We start from the raw sequence: 16,733 nt of genomic DNA on the forward strand, positions 1-16,733 counted from the left end.
GGTGGTTCTCCCTCCGGCTCGCTCAGCCGCCGGAGGCTTCAGGCAGGCATGGCCGTGAACGCGCCCTCGGCGAAGACCCCGAGGGCACCGCGGGGCGCGTTCGCCGCTTCGTCGTTCCTCGTCGGCGGTGCCTCGACGACGGCCGTGAGCCGGTCGAGGATCCGACGGTCGGCGTCGGTGAGGCGGCCCGGTACACCGACGTCCTCGTGCGGAGCCAGTTCCCGCAGGAGCACGCTCCTCGCGCCGCCCCGGGACACGGTGTCCAGCACCCGGAAGCGGGTGCCCGGCGCGAAGAGGACCTGTCCCGGACCGTCACCGCCGGGCACGAGGGCGTCCGTCCGGCGTCCGGTGGCCGACCACAGGAGGTAGTGGTCCTCGGCGACGGCCCCGTAGGCGGCACCCACCGCGGCGGCCCGTACGGGCACCGCCTCCCCCACCTCCTCACCGGGCAGCAGGGCGTGGTCCTCGCTCAGCAGTCCCGCCGTACGCAGGGCCACGCCCCGGTGACACGGCAGATGGCTCAGGCCCGAGGCGACGCATCCCAGCAGCGCCACGACGGCGGCGTCCCGGTGGCGCAGGCGGGCACGGAGCGCGTCGTCCTCCATCGTGCCGCCGGAGGCGGTCAGATAGCCGGACACCGCGATCAGGTCGGTGCGCAGCCCCTCCATGTCGTGCGACGTCCGCAGTCCGGGCAGGTGGGTGAGGGCCCGCTGCACCATGGCCGCGAGCGCCTCCCAGTCGGCCGCCAGCAGCGGCCTGACGCCCCGGCGGTCGGCGGGCTCGCTGCGGTGTGCCGGGATGACGGGGACATCGGTCACGACACGGACGGCCTCACCCTCGCCCGTGCCGGGCGCGGGGGGACCGGGCTGCGCCGGGGCCACGGGGGCCACCGGGGCCGGCCCGGGGACGCCGGCCGGCGCGGCACCCTCCTCCCCCTGCCCGGGGGAAGCGGCCGACGGGCCGTCGGCGTCGTCCTCGTCGTCCTCCTCGGACGGCACCGGCGGGAACAGGGAGCCGTCGGCCGTACGGGGCGGCCACTCGGGCCAGGCCGCGTCCTGCCCCTCGGAGAGGGGCCATGCGGTGTTCCCCGGTGCGGAAGGCTCCATGGGGTCGTCCGGGCTTCCCGGTGTGCGCGTCTCCGGCCGGTTCCGCCAGGAGTCGTCCGGGCCGGTCGCGGGCACGTCCGCACTCCCTGGGGAGCCCGGAGCCGGCGCGCCGGGCGGGACGGCGGGGGACGGCGCGCCGCCGGCCCCGTCGGCGGCGGAGGAGGCCGCGGCCACCGTCCCCGTCCGGGACCCGGTGTCCTCGTCCCGCCCGGCGGCCGGGTGTTCGGTGAGCCCGCCCCCGGAGGTGGTGGCCACCCGCACCGGGCCGGGAGGAGGGGCGGAGACCGGTGCGTTCCACGCGGCGGGATCTCCGGCCGCACCGGCCTCCTCCGTCCCGGCCGGCTCCTCGGCCCGCGCCGCGGCGGGCACTTCGGACACTTCGGGCTCCCACCGGGTGCCGGACGGGTCCGAGCCGGCCGGGGAGGACGGCGAGCCCGCCTCCCCGGACACGTCGGCCGCGTACGGCACGGCACGCGGGCCCCGGGCGGCCAGCGCCAGCCCGTGCCGGACCGTCAGCCGGCGCAGCGTCCGCATGCCGTCGGCACCGACGTTGCCGTGGACCCGTACGATCGCGCGGTCCCGCACCTCCTCGTCCAGCGCCTCGAACAGCAGCTCCAGTTCGGGCCAGAGGGAGTCGTCCAGGGCCCGGCCCCGGATGCCGAGTTCCAGGGCGACCACGTCGGACTCCGGCGCCCTGGCCGCGGGGGCCTCGGCCTGCCAGTCCAGTTTGCCCACCCACCACCCGGCCCGGGTGGCGGTGGCCTGCCAGCGGCCCAGCCGCAGCACGCCCGGCGCCGCGGGGTCCCGGCCCTCCCAGCCGTCCGGAAGACGCCAGGACAGCGCCCGCGCCCCCGCGCCGGGTCCGTCATCGGGGTCGCAGAGCACCGAGGTGACGTACGGCTGCCAGGACGGTTGGCCGTACGCGTCCACCAGGATCGTCGACGGCGCGGCGGCCGGGGCCGCACCGTCCAGGAAGACCGGCAGCCCGTTGCCCGCCCGCAGCGGGGTGCCCAGGGCCTCGGCGGCCTCCTGCGCCGTCGGCACGAGGTCCCGTCCGTCGCCCGGCACCAGCAGGAGACCGTCCCGCACCCGCCGGGGGAGCGCCGCGACGACGGTTTCCACGGCCTCCGCGTCCACCGGGCGGCCACCGGGCACGCCGACGACGAGGACGGGGCCGTGCGGATCCGGCGGCACGGCGTGGGCGAGCCCGCCGGCGCCGTCGGGAGCGTCGTCGGGGCACAGCAGCAGTCCGGCGGGGACCGGCCGCAGGACGTGTCCGTCGGCGAGATCGGGGCGCAGCCGGGTCAGCGCCGGCTCCCAGACCGGGGCGGGCAGCCGCAGTCCGAGGTAATGGGCCGGCCGGCCCGGGGAGAAGCGCCACCAGCCGGCCGGTTCGCCGTCGTCGTCCGCGCGGGCCGTGTCCGGGGTGAACAGGCTTCCCCCGGGAACCACCACGGCGGGGCCGGACGGCGCCACGACGTCGAGGGCGAGGTGTTCGCTCAGCCGGCGGGCCGGCGGTTCGGTCCCGGACGCGGCGTACGCCGCCCCGGACATGGCGAGCCGGAGCGGCTCCCCGGCGGCGCGCGCCCCGTTGACCACGGGGGCGAGCAGGGAAGCCGTCTCGTCCATCTCGTGGGCGTCGAGCGCGGTGGTGAACAGCACGGTCACCGCTCCGGGCGCCGCGGCGCGCAGCGTCTCCTCGGTGCCCGCGGGCCACGGCGGCGACTGCTCGCCCCGCAGGACGACGTAGACGCCGTCCCGGCCGTCCAGCCGGACCGCGTCGGCCACGTGCCCGTCGTGGGACCCGCGGCGCGCGGTACGGCCCCGGTGTCCGGACGCGTTCGGGAAGAGACTCATGCGGCGCCGCCGACGGTGTGCCACGAGGCGCGGTCCGCGCGGGACCGACGGCTCCCCTGCTGTGCTTCTGGCCCAGCGTCCATGCCGGTCGGCCTCACTTCACTGCCCGGTGGTGATGTCCTGCGGTCACATCGTCCCCGCGGACCGCCTGGATGTTCTCTGTGCTGCGATGCTCCATGTGCCGCCCTCGATACCGAGAGCCTTCTCAGCCAAACATAGTGGCATTCGTGAGTCAATCACACCACGGAACCACTCAACATGGTGTTACGTGACCCGTGCGAAAAGGTGGCACAGCTTACGGTAGTCTCGCGAGCCCGGGTGGACGGGTCCGCCGAGGAAGGGGGACACCGTCTCCGCCTCAGTCCTGTGAGCGAGCGGCCACGGAGAACCCAGTGCCTGATCGATGCGCCCCCCACGTCCCGCCGCCGTCCTCCGGGCTCCGCAGCTCTGCGCGCGGGCCGGCCGGAACCGCGAACGGCCGGACCCCGCCCCGCACGGCGGTGACCCGCCCCGCACCGCGCGCCGCCCTCGCGGCCGCGGTCTGCGCCGTGACGCTGCTGGCCTGCGCGCACCCCGCCGCCGCGGACGGCGCGGCACCGTCACCCTCCGCCCTCACCCTGCGGGTGATCCCGTCGACCTCGACGGACGGCAGGTGCACACCGGCGTCCGACACGGTGGCCGAGGCCGTGCCCTGGGCACAACGTCGCCTGGGACTGAGCCGGGTCCAGCCGCTCAGCGAGGGCGCCGGGGTGACCGTGGCCGTCGTCGACACCGGGGTGAGCACCCGCAAGGGACTGTTCCGGCACCGGGTGACCGGAGAGTCGGCGGGAGCGGACTGCATCGGCCACGGCACCTTCGTCGCCGGCCTCATCGCGGGCCTGCCGAGCGCGGGCAGCGGCTTCTCCGGCGTGGCACCGCGGGCACGGATCGTCGCGGTCCGCGGCACCGACGCCACCGGCGCCACCGACGCGGCGACCGTCGCCCGCGGCATCCGCGCGGCGGTGGACGCGGGCGCCTCCGTCATCCACGTCTCGGCCGCGCTGCCCCGCACCTCCGCCGCACTGAAGGACGCGCTGCGCACGGCCGCCCGGCACGACGCCCTGGTCGTGGCGCCGGCCGCGCCCGACACGGTGCGCACCTCCGCCGAGTCCCCCGCGCCGGACGGCTACTGGCCCGCGGCCTCGCCCGGCGTGGTCGCGGTGGCCCCGTACGACGCCGAGGGCGAGGTCGCGGACGAGGACGGCACCGGGCACGCCCAGCTTGCGGCCCCCGGATTCGGCGTCACCGGGCGGGGACCGGCCGGGCGGGGTCACTACGTGGGCAACGGGGCCTCCGTCGCCGCCGCGTTCGTCTCCGGGACGGCCGCACTGGTCCGCTCCCACGAGCCGGACCTGACGGCACCACAGGTCGCCGACCGGCTGCGCCTGACCGCCTATCCGGGCACACCCCTGTGGCTGGACCCCTACGCGGCGGTCACCACGGTGCTCGCGCCCCGGCCGGAGGCGACCACCGCCGCCTCCCCGCCCGCCCTCGCCCTCCCCGAGCCGCCGCCCGCACAGCCGGGCCCGACCCGGCGCGCCCGGCTGCTGGCCGTGACCGCCGCGGTCACGGCACTGGTGCTGGCCGGCTGGCTGGCCCTGCGGCGCGTCCGGCGCCCGGCGCCCTCCGGCCGGACCTGACCCGGCCGGAGGGCCCGCCCCGGATCACGGGGTCGCCTCGTCGCCCTGAGCGAGGGCGGTCTGGTAGAGCACCGTGCTGCGCCGGGTGATGTACAGGCCCCGGCCCGGCGGCAGCAGCCGGGGCTTCACCGTGCCGAAGATGTAACCCTCCGACGGCGGGCAGGACATCAGCAGACCCGGCGTGTTCATCTCGAGCAGCCGCCTGACGAGGGAGTCGTTGACCCCGCGCAGGGCGCCGCCCGCGGAGCGGGCCACCACCAGGTGCAGACCGACCTCGTATCCGAGGGTCAGGAACTCCATCAGCGGATCGAAGGGCGGGCGTACCGGGTTGGCCACCATCTCGTAGTCGTCGACGAGGATGAAGAGCCTCGGGCCCTTCCACCAGTCGGCCCTGCGCATCCGGGCGGGTGACACGTCGGACCCGGGCATCCGCGTCCTGATCGCCTGGGCGACCGCGGCGACGAGCTCCTGCAGCTGCTCGGCGCTCACGGCGTGACCGAGCCGGTACTCCTCCGGAACCGCCTCGACCAGCTCACGGCGGTAGTCGACGACGAGGATGCGCGCCTCCTGCGGCGTGAAGCGCTCGCAGATCTGCCGGGCCAGCACCCGCAGCAGGTTGGTCTTGCCCGACTCGGTGTCGCCGAAGGACACCAGATGGGGAGTGTCGGTGAAGTCGTGCCAGGCCGTGGCGAGTTCGGTCTCCTCCACGCCGAGCGGCATGGACAGGGGGCGCCCCTCGACGGCCGGCGGCAGATCGGCCGCGGGCAGCCGCAGCGGCAGCATCCGCACCGGCGGGGCGGACGGGCCCTGCCAGCCGTCCACCACGGCGCCCACCACGTCGGCGACGCCCTCCGCCAGATCCTCCGTGACGGCCGCGCCGTCGATACGGGGCAGCGCGGACAGGAAGTGCAGCTTGGAGTCGAACGTCAGGCCGCGCCCGGGGATACGGGGCACCGACTTGGCCAGCCGCATGTCGACGGCGGAGTCGATGGCGTCACCGAGCCGCAGTTCGAACCTGGTCGCGGCCTGGTCGCGGACGGGGGCGGACAGTTCGGCCCAGCGGGCCGCCGTCGTCACCAGGTGCACGCCGTAGCTGAGCCCGCGGGTGGCCAGCTCGTTGAACGTCGCGATGTCGTCCTGGTAGTCCTGCCGTACGGTGGCCCATCCGTCGACGACGAGGAAGACGTCCCCGTGCTCCTCCCCGGGGAACTCGCCCGCCGCGCGACGGCGCCGGAAGGACGCCATGCCGTCGATGCCGTTCTCCAGGAAGAACCGCTCCCGGCGGGTCAGCAGCGAGGTCATCTCCGCCAGGGTGCGGCTGACCCGTTCGGTGTCCAGACGGCCCGCCACCGATCCGACGTGCGGCAGCGACTCCAGCTGTGCCAGGCCGCCGCCGCCGAAGTCGAGGCAGTAGAACTGCACCTCCCGCGGCGTGTGCGTGAGGGCGAGGCTGACGAGAAGGGTGCGGACCAGCGTGGACTTGCCGCTCTGCGGACCGCCGGCGACGGCGACGTGCCCGCCCGCTCCGGAGAGGTCGGCGGTGAACAGGTCGCGCTTCTGCTCGAAGGGCTGGTCCACCACACCGACGATCGGCCGCAGGGCGCCGCGCCCCGACCACTCGGCCGTGGTCAGTCCCAGGACGGGATGCGGCGTCAGCGGCGGCAGGAGGACGTCCAGGGTGGGCGGTGTGGTCAGCGGCGGGAGCCAGACCTGGTGGGCCGGCGGACCGGAGTCCCGCAGCCGCTCGATCGCCAGTGCCAGCAGGGTCGTGCCGTCGCCCTCCTCCGGCGCCCGCGCGGCCGGGGGCGGCGGCACGGAGACCTCCTCGGCCTTGGCCCAGTCGGTGGACCACGCCACCACCTGGCTCGCCACGCGCGCCTGAACCGCCCGGCTCCGGCCCTGGTAGACACCCGAGACGTAGGCACCGCGGAACCGGCGCATGGGCTCGGTGCCGCTCTTGAGATAGCCGGCGCCCGGCTGGGAGGGCAGCTCGTAGGCGTCCGGCACGCCGAGCACACCGCGGCTCTCCATCGCGGAGAAGGTGCGCAGGCCGATGCGGTACGACAGATGGCTCTCCAGCTGGTGCATGCGGCCCTCGTCCAGGCGCTGTGAGGCCAGCAGCAGGTGCACCCCCAGCGACCGGCCCAGCCGGCCGATCATCACGAACAGGTCCATGAAGTCGCGGTGCGCGGCGAGCAGTTCGCTGAACTCGTCGACCACCACGAACAGGCTGGGCAGCGGCGCGAGGTCCTCCCCGGCCGCCCGCGCCTTCTCGTAGTCGAGGGCGGAGACGTAGTTGCCGGCGGCGCGCAGCAGCTCCTGCCGGCGGATCAGCTCCCCGTGCAGGGCGTCCTGCATGCGGGCGACCAGCGCCGACTCGTCGGCGAGGTTGGTGATGACCGCCGAGGTGTGCGGCAGCTCGTCCAGGCCGAGGAAGGTCGCGCCGCCCTTGAAGTCGACGAGGACGAAGTTCAGCGTCTCCGAGGAGTGGGTGAGGGCCAGCGCCAGGACCAGGGTCCGCAGCAGTTCGCTCTTGCCGGAACCGGTGGCGCCGATCAGCATGCCGTGCGGCCCCATGCCGTTCTCGGCCGCTTCCTTGATGTCGAGCTCCACCGGGCGGCCGTCGGTGCCGACGGCGATGGGAACCCGCAGGCGCCGGCCGGCGTCCACGCGCGCGGCCCAGTACGCGGCGGGTTCGTGGCGGGAGAGGTCGGGGATGTTGAGCAGCGCCGTGAGCTGGATGTCCGTCGACAGCGGATCGACGACGTCCAGGGCCGTGCCGGTCCGCTTGGGTGCGAGCACCGAGGCGAGGGCGCGGGCCGCGGCGGGCCCGAGCCCGTCGGCCCGCCCCAGGGGGGTGGCCGACTCCTTGCGCGTGCGGTCGGTACGGATCAGGTTCAGCCCGCCGTCCTCCGTGACCTCCAGGCGCAGGGTGGTCTTGCCGGGGCGCCAGGGCAGCTCGCCGGAGAGGTCCACGACGACCGTGTTGCGCAGTCCGCGCTGGGCCAGTACGTGCCCCGCGGGCACCTGCCCGCCGTCGACGACGATGACGACGAGCGGTTCGTCGGCCCCGGCCCGGGCACCCGCCTCGAAGCGGGGACGTCCGGTGAACTCCTCCCCCAGCAGCTCCTCCAGCTCGGTCATGGCGGACGCCACGAGCCGCGTGGGACCCGCGGCGTCCGACTCGTGGCGGTGGTGGGTGTGCGGCAGCCACTTGGTCCAGTCCCATTCGGGCCGCCGTTCGGCGGCCACGCACAGGGCGAGCGTCACGTCCTGCGGCGAGTGCATCACGACGAGCTGGCCGATCATGGCCCTGGCCACACAGGTGAGGTGCTCGCGGTCCCCGCGGACCAGAACGCGCGTCCAGGCCGGGAGGAAGATGCCGATGGGCTGGTCCGGGACGGTGGAGTAGGCGTTGACGAAGGCACGCAGCGCGTGCGCGGTGAACGGGTCGAAGTCCTCGACCGGGCGGCTGGAGGAGGCCGTGAGCCTGAGCGACAGGCGCTGTTCCCCGACGGCGACGCGCACCTCGCCGAAGTCGGGGTCGGAGGGGCGGCGTTCCCACAGGCGGGTGGTGCGCGAGAAGGACCACAGGGCGCGCGGCGAAGGGTGCCGCCACGCCAGCGCGCGCTGCTGCTCGACGACGGCCGCGCGCACCCTGCGCCGTACACCGCCGAGGTAACGCAGGTAGTCGCGCCGCGCTCCCTTGAGCTTCTGCTTGCGCTCCTCACTGCTGCGGAGCATCTGGCCGATCAGCATCGCCAGGATGGCGACGACCATGACACCCATCACGAGGTAGGTCATCACCGACGCGGTCTGGCCCGGCCGCATGTACAGCAGCAGCATGGCCAGGGCCATCAGGCCCATCGGCAGGTACATCAGGATGCCGGAGGCGCCCGAGGGGGTCATCTCCGACATCACCGGCGGTTCCTGCAGGCTGATCTCGCCCTCGGGTGCCTGCGGACCCATTCTCCGTGCCGGTCGTCGAAAGTGGGTGACACCCAAGACGGTTTCCTTCGTGTCGGAGACGGGAGGGATCCCGTCCGGGGCTCCGTACGGAAGCCCACTGTGTGGTGTGCGCGCGCCCCACCGTGTGTCCGGGGCCGGCCGGCGCGATCACGCGCCGGCCGTGCCCCTACGGGCGCCGTGTCACAGGGAGACGGCTTGCGCCGGGTGTCCCGGCAGGTCCTCGGGGAGCAGAAGGGTCAGCGCCTCGAGATCCGGTGACCGCATCCGGCCCAGCCGGCCGGCCTGCCGCGTCACCATCGTCTCCACCAGCTGCCTGGCCAGACGGGCGTTGCCGAACGACCGGGTGCGCGGCAGCTCGTCGAGATGGGCGCGCAGCGCGGTCCTCGTCTCCTCGCCGCACACGTACCCCGCCGAGGAGGTCTGCTCGTCGATGATCTCCAGCAGTTCGTCGGTGGAGTAGTTCTCGAACTCGACACGCCGGGTGAAGCGCGACGCCAGTCCGGGGTTCGAGGCGAGGAAGCGGTCCATCTCGTCGGGGTAGCCGGCGGCGATGACCACCACGTCGTCACGGTGGTCCTCCATCAGTTTGAGCAAGGTGTCCACGGCCTCGCGGCCGAAGTCCTGGGGGGCGTGGTCCGGTGTCAGGGTGTAGGCCTCGTCGATGAACAGCACCCCGCCCCGGGCCCGGTCGAACGCCTCCGTCGTCAGCTTCGCGGTGTGCCCGATGTACCGGCCGACGAGATCGGCGCGGGCCACCTCCACGAGCTGGCCCTGACGGACCACACCGAAGGAACGCAGCAGGTCCGCGTAGAGCCGTGCCACGGTGGTCTTGCCCGTTCCGGGCGGGCCCGAGAAGACCAGGTGATGGCTGACCCGGGGCGTGGGAAGCCCCACGGCGGCCCGCCTGCGCGTCGCGGCCAGCAGGTCGACCAGTCCGCCCACCTCCCGCTTGACGGCGGCGAGCCCGACCATGCCGCGGAGCCGGGCGAGCACCGCCGACTCGCCGTCCTCCTCCCCGTCCCGGGGCTGTGCCGCCGCCTCGTCGCTCACGTCCTCCGGCAGCATCAGGGTCAGGTCCTCCTCACCGGCCTCCGGGAGCAGCGCGAGGCGGTTCGACTGCCGGTCGACCATCTCCTCGAACACCCGGCGCGCCTCCCGGCCGTTGCCGAAGGTCGCGTTCCGTTCCATCCGGGAGAAGTGGCCGGCGAGGGCGTCCCTGGTCGACGGGGCGAGGTGGTAGCGGTGGCTGACGCACATGTTCTCGGTGATGGTCACCAGTTCGTCCACCGAGTAGTTCTCGAACTCGATGGTGCGGGTGAAGCGGGAGGCGAGGCCCGGGTTGGCGGAGAGGAAGTCCCCCATCTCCTGGCTGTAGCCGGCGACGATGACCACGGCCTCGTCCCGGTGGTCCTCGATCAGCTTGACCAGGGTGTCGATGGCCTCCTGGCCGAAGTCGGCGCCGCCGCCCTTGCTGTCGGACAGCAGGGTGTAGGCCTCGTCGATGAACAGCACCCCGCCGAGGGCCTTCTCGAAGGCCTCCGTGGTCTTGATGGCGGTGCCGCCGATGACCTGGGCGACGAGATCGGACCGGGAGACCTCGACGAGGTGGCCGGAGGGCAGCATGCCGAGTTCGGCGAGGATGCCCCCGTACAGCCGGGCGACGGTGGTCTTGCCCGTGCCGGGCGGTCCCGCGAAGACGAGGTGACGGCTCGTCGGCGGCGTGGGGATGCCCAGTTCGGCCCGGCGCCGGCTCAGCCGGCCCAGGCTCACCAGGGTGCCCACCTGGTGCTTGACGCCGGCCAGGCCGACCAGCGCCTCCAGTTCCGCGAAGGCCCCCGCCGCCGGCACCGCCCGCCCGGCCGGTGCCGGCTCCGCGGCGGTCCCGTCCGGGTCCGGAACGCTGTCGGGGGCGCGGTTGTCGGAGCTGGTGACGCCCTCCGCGGTCATCCCGCCGCCGGGAGCGGTGTGCCGCAGTCCGGCGCCGTTGTTGGACCGCAGGACGCTGTCGGTCACCTTGACCGGGCCGGCCGTGTCACTGCGCAGACCGTCACCGTTGTTGTCGCTGGCCGTGAGGTCACTGATCACCGCCGTACCGCCGGAGGAGATCAGGACGCCGTGTCCGCTGCATCCGCTGACGCGGGAGCGGGTGACGGCGGCGTGACCGCCGTCCTCGACATGGATGCCCGAACCGGTGACCGCCTCGATCTCGCAGTCACCGGCCACCAGCCGGCCCCCGCGCCCGACGACGAGACCGCCCCGGCCGGCGGACCGTACCCGGCAGCGGCTGAGTTCGAGCCCCTCCGACTCGTTGCGTACCGCGGAACCGGCGGTGTCCGTGATGTCGCAGTCGTCCAGGCGTCCCCGTCCCCGGTCGGTGACGAGCACCCCGGGGCCGCGGCCCCCGGTCAGCCGCATCCCGCGCACGACGGGGTCGGCGCCCTCGCGGACGGCCAGTCCCGGACCGGCGCAGTCACGGACGACCAGTCCGTCGAACTCCGCCGTGCTGTCACCCGACACCAGCACTCCGATGCCGCGGCTTTCCGTGACCTCGGTGTCGCGGACGGCCGACGTCGCCCGGCCCTCGACGGTGATGCCCGCCGTGCCGGCGCCCCGGAAACGGCACTCGCTGTACGTTCCCCTGGAGCGCTCCGTGACCATCAGCCCACTGGACGCCGTGTTCTCGGTGGCACACCGTTCCAGGGTCGGATCGGCGCGGTCGGAGACGAGGAATCCGTGTCCGGTGGAGTCCCGCACGGTGACCTCGACGAGCTTCATACGGCCGGAACTGGCCAGGTAGACACCGAGCGGCACCTGCTCGACACGGGTGCGTGTGACGGTGAGCGAGGCGGCCTGCTCGATCGCGATGCCGGGCTTGTCGACGCCGACGACGACGCAGTCCTCGAGCTGGCCCTGGCCGGACGCGTTGGCCAGCACGCCGTTGCCCCGGGCGTTCTCCAGCCGGCAGCCGCGGGCCATCAGCCGGCCCTCCTCGCTGATGACGACCGCCGAGGTGCCCACGCGTTCGACCGTGCAGTTCTCCAGGACGCTGACGGTGGGTCCGGTGGCCACGACGCCGGCACCCGCCTGGTTGCTGATCTCGCAGCCCCGCAGCGCCAGCGACCCCTTCTCCCTGCTGAGCAGCGCCGTCCAGCCGCCGCCCTCGACCACGCAGTTGTCGAGGGCGGCCTGCCCCAGCACGGCGTCCACGACGGGTACGTCGCCCATGCCGCCGAGCAGGGTCAGGTCGACCAGCATCACCGCGTCGGCCGCGAGGGTGATCGCCGTACCGGAGTCCGGTGAGACGCGCACCGAGCCCCGGGGCCCTTCCCCCACGATGGTGACCCGCGAGCGGATGGTGAGGCTCTCGTCGTACGTGCCCGGCCCCACCCGGATCACCGCGCCGGGGCGCGCCCGGGAAAGAGCCTCCTGGATCGAGCCGCAGTCGCCGGACCCGTCCTTGCCGACAGTCAGTAGGTGGCGTGCCACGCCCCGCTCCTTCTCCCGTGGTGATGCCGTCGTACGGCCCGCCCCACCGCCCGGCGGCCGACGACTGTCCCGTTCCGGCGCGGCGGGCGCGGTGTCCTGTCGTACCGGAACAGGTTTCCCATCGAATCACATTGTGTAGGACGCTGATACCTCGACCGCACCATGTATGTGTCGATGCTCGCACTGTCCGCACCATGGGTGTGTCACACGGGCCTGCTACGACCTGCGCGTCTGGTTTCCCACGGTGGTCACGGCGTCCTCCTGAGCGGTGAGGTAGTTCTTCCGCGAGGCCTCGGTGATCTCCACGACGTTCGCCAGTGCGCCCTGCATGCTCGATATGGCCTCGGCCAGCGACTTCTGCGTCTTCAGATAGGAGGCCTCGAACCTCTTGCCGTACGAGTCCGTGGCCCACGGCGGGTCCGCCGGATTGAACCGGGTGTCCTCCACGTAACCGCGCATTCCCTTGATGAGACCTTCGAGGAGGGTGAGGAGCCCTTCCTCGCCCGCCGCGAGATGGTGGTGGTCGACCTTGAGGCGCTCAGGCATGACGCTCCTTCCTCCGTGCCGGGTCGGTCCGGTCCCGGAGCTCCTCCGGGACGATGTTCTCGGCCTGCAGCGGCTCGGCGAACGCGCTGAAGTCGAAGGACTGGATCTGCTCCCACGTCGGCAGCCTGCCCTGCCCGGTGACCGAGGCCAGGCGTTCCTCCACACGGGCCACCACCTGGGCGCGGGCACCCGTCACCGCCTCCAGGACGCTGGCCGCCAACTGGCCCGCGGTCAGTGTCCGGTGCTTGTCGCCGAGGAAGCGGACACCCGTCAGGTCGCCCTGGGCGTCCACGGTGGCCTCGACGCTGCGGTCGGCGGACCGCAGCGTGGCGGACATGGTGGTGAGCTCGGTGTGGGCTTCCTGGATCTTCTGCCACTGTGCGGCCAGTTCGGTGTCGGCCTCCGCCAACATGCGCTGCCATTCTTCCACTGTCGTACTCCTCGATGTGTTCGTCGTCGGGTGGCCGGAGGCGTGCGGCCGCCTCACCGTCCCAGCGAGGCGGGCAGGCCTTCCTCCCTCGTCCCGAAGGCGTTCTGCTCGTCGCCCTGCCAGGAGTTCTGGGTGGCCGGACGCGGACGGCCGGGGTACCCCGCCTGGTTCTCGGGTGCGGGGCGGCTGAGCAGCTCGGGGGAGTCCTCTTCCTCTTCCTCGTAGAGGTCCTCCTCCGCGGGCCGGGTGCCCCGGGGGTCGGGATACGGCGTCACGAACGCGCCGTCGGCCTCGCTGTCCTCGTAGACGTCACGGATGCGTTCCTGGCTGCCGTTCTGCTGCTGCTGCCCGGCGCGGGACATGCCCATCATCATCATCATGGGCCCCATCATGTTCATCAGCCCCGGATCCGCCCCGCCGGCGGAGACCCCGGAGGCCGCGGCGCCGAGGCCGGACGCCGCGGAGGCCGCGGCCGCCTCGGGGCCGCCCGCCTGCGCGGCGGAGGCGTTCTGCGCGGTGGCGGCGTTCTGCGCGGGCGTGGTCCCGGCGCCGTCCGGCAGGGGCAGGGCCTCCGCGCCGGTCCTGCTGGGCAGTGCCTGGAACTCGCCGTTCGGCCCGCTCACCGTGCTGCTGCCGTCGGGGAAGGTGGTGGTCGTGAAGCCGTCCGGGCCGGTGACGGCCGTCGTGCCGTCCGGGTAGGTCCGGACCGACTCCGCGCCCGGCAGTGTGGTGGTGCCGCCGGAGGGGAGGGAAAGGCCGGGGCCGTCGGACGTCAGGGCGCCGGGGGGCAGCATCGTCGCGGGGCCGTCCTGTTTCCCTCCGGTGCCCGATGTGCTGACGGTTCCGTCGGGTCCCACGGTGTAGCTGCTGCCGTCGGGCAGGGTGGTGGTGATGGAGCCGTCCTGGCCGATCTGTGTGGTGCTGCCGTCGGGGTTGGTGAGGGTCTGGCCCGGGTCGAGTTGGGACACCTGGGTCTGGCCGTCGGGGAGTGTGGTGGTGACCGAGCCGTCGGGGGAGGTGGTGGTGACCGAGCCGTCGGGGAAGGTGGTGGAGACGGTGCCGTCGTCCCCCACGGTCACGGTGCCGCCTTCCGGCAGGGTGAGTGAGGTGCCGCCGTCGGGGGTGGTCGTCTGGACGAGGCCGTTGGGGAAGGTCTGGGTGGACGTTCCGTCCGGCATCTGCACCGTCGAGGAGCCGTCGGGCCCCGTGGTGTAGCTGCTGCCGTCGGGCAGGGTGGTGGTGATGGAGCCGTCCTGGCCGACCTGCGTGGTGCTGCCGTCCGGGTTGGTGAGGGTCTGGCCCGGATCCAGCTGGGACACCTGGGTCTGGCCGTCGGGGAGCGTGGTGGTGACCGAACCGTCCGGCAACGTGGTGGTGACCGATCCGTCGGGGAAGGTGGTCGAGACGGAGCCGTCGTCCCCGACCACCACCGAACCGCCCTCGGGCAGGGTGAGCGCGGTGCCGCCGTCCGGAGTGGTCGTCTGCACGAGGCCGTTGGGGAAGGTCTGGGTGGACGTTCCGTCCGGCATCTGCACCGTCGAGGAGCCGTCGGGCCCCGTGGTGAAGCTGCTGCCGTCGGGCAGGGTGGTGGTGATGGAGCCGTCCTGGCCCACCTGTGTGGTGCTGCCGTCCGGGTTGGTGAGGGTCTGGCCCGGGTCGAGTTGGGACACCTGGGTCTGGCCGTCGGGGAGTGTCGTGGTGACCGATCCGTCCGGCAAGGTGGTGGTGACCGAGCCGTCCGGCAGTGTGGTGGTGACCGAGCCGTCGTCCCCCACGGTCACGGTGCCGCCCTCCGGCAGGGTGAACGAGGAGCCGCCGTCCGGAGTGGTCGTCTGGACCAGCCCGTTCGGGAAGGTCCGTGAGCCGTCCCGAGTAGTCCCCCCGCCGGTGCCCAGGCCCGTGCCCAGACCGGCCAGGCCGAGCGCGCCATTGGCGGCCGGCGAGTCGGGAAGGAGGGACGACCGCCCCTCCGGAAGGTCGAGCGACTGGCCGGTGGCGGACGGGGAGCCCGTCGGCTCGGAGCTGAGCAGGCTCTGCGGATCGAGGGCGGTCGCTCCCTCCGGGAGTTCCAGGGCCTGGTTGTTGCCGGAGCCGTTGGCCGTGCCGAAAGAGGGGAGTGCTGGAGTACCGGTGGTGTTGCCCCCGTCCAGGCCGGTCGTCGTCGTCTGTCCCTCGGGGAGATCCAGGTTCTCCGTGACCGGTATCTGCCCGTTCGCGCCTCCCTGGTTCCCCAGCAGGCCGTCGAGGTTGTTTCCGAAATTGTCGGTGAAGTTGTTGAGGCCTTCACCGAAGTTCTCACCGAATCCGCCGAGATTCTCGCCGAGATTCTCTCCGGCGTTGTTGAGACCGTCGGTGAGGTTCTTCCCGGCGCTGTTGATTCCGTCGGTGAAGTTGTTCCCGATGTTCTCGAGCTGCTTGGCGTACTTCTCCTGGCTCTCGGCAGCCTCCTCGGCCTGCTTCTTCGCCTGTTCCGCGCGGATCTCCTCGGTGATGCTTCCGGTTTCCTTGCCCTCGAAGGCGAAGCGCGTGTTCCACTCCGGATCGAGCTGCCGGCTCAATATCTGCGCCGTCTCGGCGACGGCCTGGCGGGCGGGCGGGTCGAGGTTGTAGGCGACGTTGTACGTCCAGCGCCGGGTGGCCTCGTTCCCCACGGCGGACCACGTGCTCATATCGCTCAGACGGCCCCATTTGGTCAGGTCCGTGAAGGCGCTGGTCACGATCGGACGGCCCATCGGACCTCCGCTCACCTGCGAGAAGTTGTGAGCGACGATGAAGTTGCCGATGTCCGTCATCATCTCGATCAGGATGTCGCGCGGGTCGGCCGGATAATTACCGGTCGCCGCGCTGCCGTCCGCCTTCTGGTAGTTGATCTGCGCACCCGTGCGCCAGTAGAACTTGAAGTGCGCGTCGAACAGTTTCTGGTACGCCTGGTAGAGGGCCTGCTCGGTCGCGATCAGGGAGTCGCCGTGCAAGGTGGTGGAGGCGTACGAGGTGCTCGGCGAGGTCGACGAGGAGGCGAAGCCCGGTGGCCGCAACTGTGACGTGTAGTCCTCGTACTTGTCGTGCATGCGTTGCAGCAGCATGCGGAACACGTCGGCGGCGGTCCCCTTCCAGGCCGCGTTCTCACCGCCCATGTTCTCGGCCCACTGTTTGATGATCTCGGTTCGCTGGGCGAAGAAGTCCCCGGCCGCGTCGAAGGACTTGGCCGCTGCCGTGAAGGTCCGCAGATCGACGCCCTGACCGGGGGCGGGAGCGCCGGCCCCGTGGGCGCCCTCGGTGGAATAGGAGGAGAGGAGAAGGTCCAGGGCGGCCGATCCCCGTACCCAGAACTCCTTTCCGAGCTCGATCCCCGTGTAGGTGACGTCCGCGCGCTTGCCTATCACGGGGATTCCCTTGTTCCCGGTGGCCTCATAGAAATGGAAGACCGAACTCTGAGGGCCGATGATGTTACCGGTGCCCTCCACGGTCCGGATCGCGGCATTCGAGATCTTGACGTCCAGCCACTGGATGCCGCCGCTGCCCTTCTGGTCGACGACCTCCGTCCGCTCCGGCAGTGTCCAGCCGGTCATCAGATTGATGATGTGTTCCCAGTTGTCTGCGGGCACCGCCGCGCTCCCTCCGCTCCGGTCATGCTCTGAGTCGTGTCGAGGTGACGCGGCG

7 protein-coding genes are annotated in these 16,733 nt (G+C 72.8%); 1 reads left to right on the forward strand and 6 read right to left on the reverse strand.

The genetic code is table 11. The annotated features are described in order from the left end of the window. Positions 1 to 38: 38 nt before the first annotated feature. Positions 39 to 2,963 (reverse strand): hypothetical protein, encoded by a 2,925-nt coding sequence (locus ACH5AO_RS23555; RefSeq protein ID WP_398927688.1) that lies wholly within the window; start codon positions 2,961 to 2,963, stop codon positions 39 to 41. A gap of 500 nt (positions 2,964 to 3,463) precedes the next feature. On the opposite strand from ACH5AO_RS23555, the gene ACH5AO_RS23560 reads away from it, so the two are divergent. Then, positions 3,464 to 4,642 carry a S8 family serine peptidase gene (locus tag ACH5AO_RS23560; protein ID WP_398927690.1) on the forward strand — a complete coding sequence of 393 codons (1,179 nt, stop codon included), beginning with the start codon at positions 3,464 to 3,466 and terminating at the stop codon, positions 4,640 to 4,642. Between the two features lie 24 nt (positions 4,643 to 4,666). On the opposite strand, the gene eccCa is transcribed toward ACH5AO_RS23560, so the two are convergent. From eccCa to ACH5AO_RS23585, 5 genes are all read right to left on the reverse strand, one after another. Next, positions 4,667 to 8,611: a type VII secretion protein EccCa gene (gene eccCa, locus ACH5AO_RS23565; RefSeq protein WP_398927692.1), complete on the reverse strand. Its 3,945-nt coding sequence runs from the start codon at positions 8,609 to 8,611 to the stop codon at positions 4,667 to 4,669. A 180-nt stretch (positions 8,612 to 8,791) separates the two neighbouring features. Further along, entirely contained in the window at positions 8,792 to 12,097 is a 3,306-nt protein-coding gene (locus ACH5AO_RS23570) for a right-handed parallel beta-helix repeat-containing protein (protein ID WP_398927694.1), read from the reverse strand. A gap of 216 nt (positions 12,098 to 12,313) precedes the next feature. Continuing rightward, on the reverse strand, positions 12,314 to 12,643 hold the full coding sequence (locus ACH5AO_RS23575; RefSeq protein WP_398927696.1) for a hypothetical protein: 330 nt from the start codon (positions 12,641 to 12,643) through the stop codon (positions 12,314 to 12,316). Then, positions 12,636 to 13,073: a YbaB/EbfC family nucleoid-associated protein gene (locus ACH5AO_RS23580; RefSeq protein WP_398927698.1), complete on the reverse strand. Its 438-nt coding sequence runs from the start codon at positions 13,071 to 13,073 to the stop codon at positions 12,636 to 12,638. The genes ACH5AO_RS23575 and ACH5AO_RS23580 overlap by 8 nt, the downstream gene beginning before the upstream one ends. Positions 13,074 to 13,126: 53 nt before the next feature. Then, positions 13,127 to 16,678 (reverse strand): AAWKG family protein, encoded by a 3,552-nt coding sequence (locus tag ACH5AO_RS23585; RefSeq protein ID WP_398927700.1) that lies wholly within the window; start codon positions 16,676 to 16,678, stop codon positions 13,127 to 13,129. Between the last annotated feature and the right edge of the window lie 55 nt (positions 16,679 to 16,733).

The sequence above is a fragment of the Streptomyces sp. NPDC018964 genome (assembly GCF_044390325.1).
Classification (GTDB): domain Bacteria; phylum Actinomycetota; class Actinomycetes; order Streptomycetales; family Streptomycetaceae; genus Streptomyces.

Coding starts and splice junctions, on each gene's coding strand:
- ACH5AO_RS23555 (WP_398927688.1), bottom strand. CDS start 2,963: ATGAGTCTCTTCCCGAACGCGTCCGGACACCGGGGCCGTACCGCGCGC.
- ACH5AO_RS23575 (WP_398927696.1), bottom strand. CDS start 12,643: ATGCCTGAGCGCCTCAAGGTCGACCACCACCATCTCGCGGCGGGCGAG.
- eccCa (WP_398927692.1), bottom strand. CDS start 8,611: ATGGGTCCGCAGGCACCCGAGGGCGAGATCAGCCTGCAGGAACCGCCG.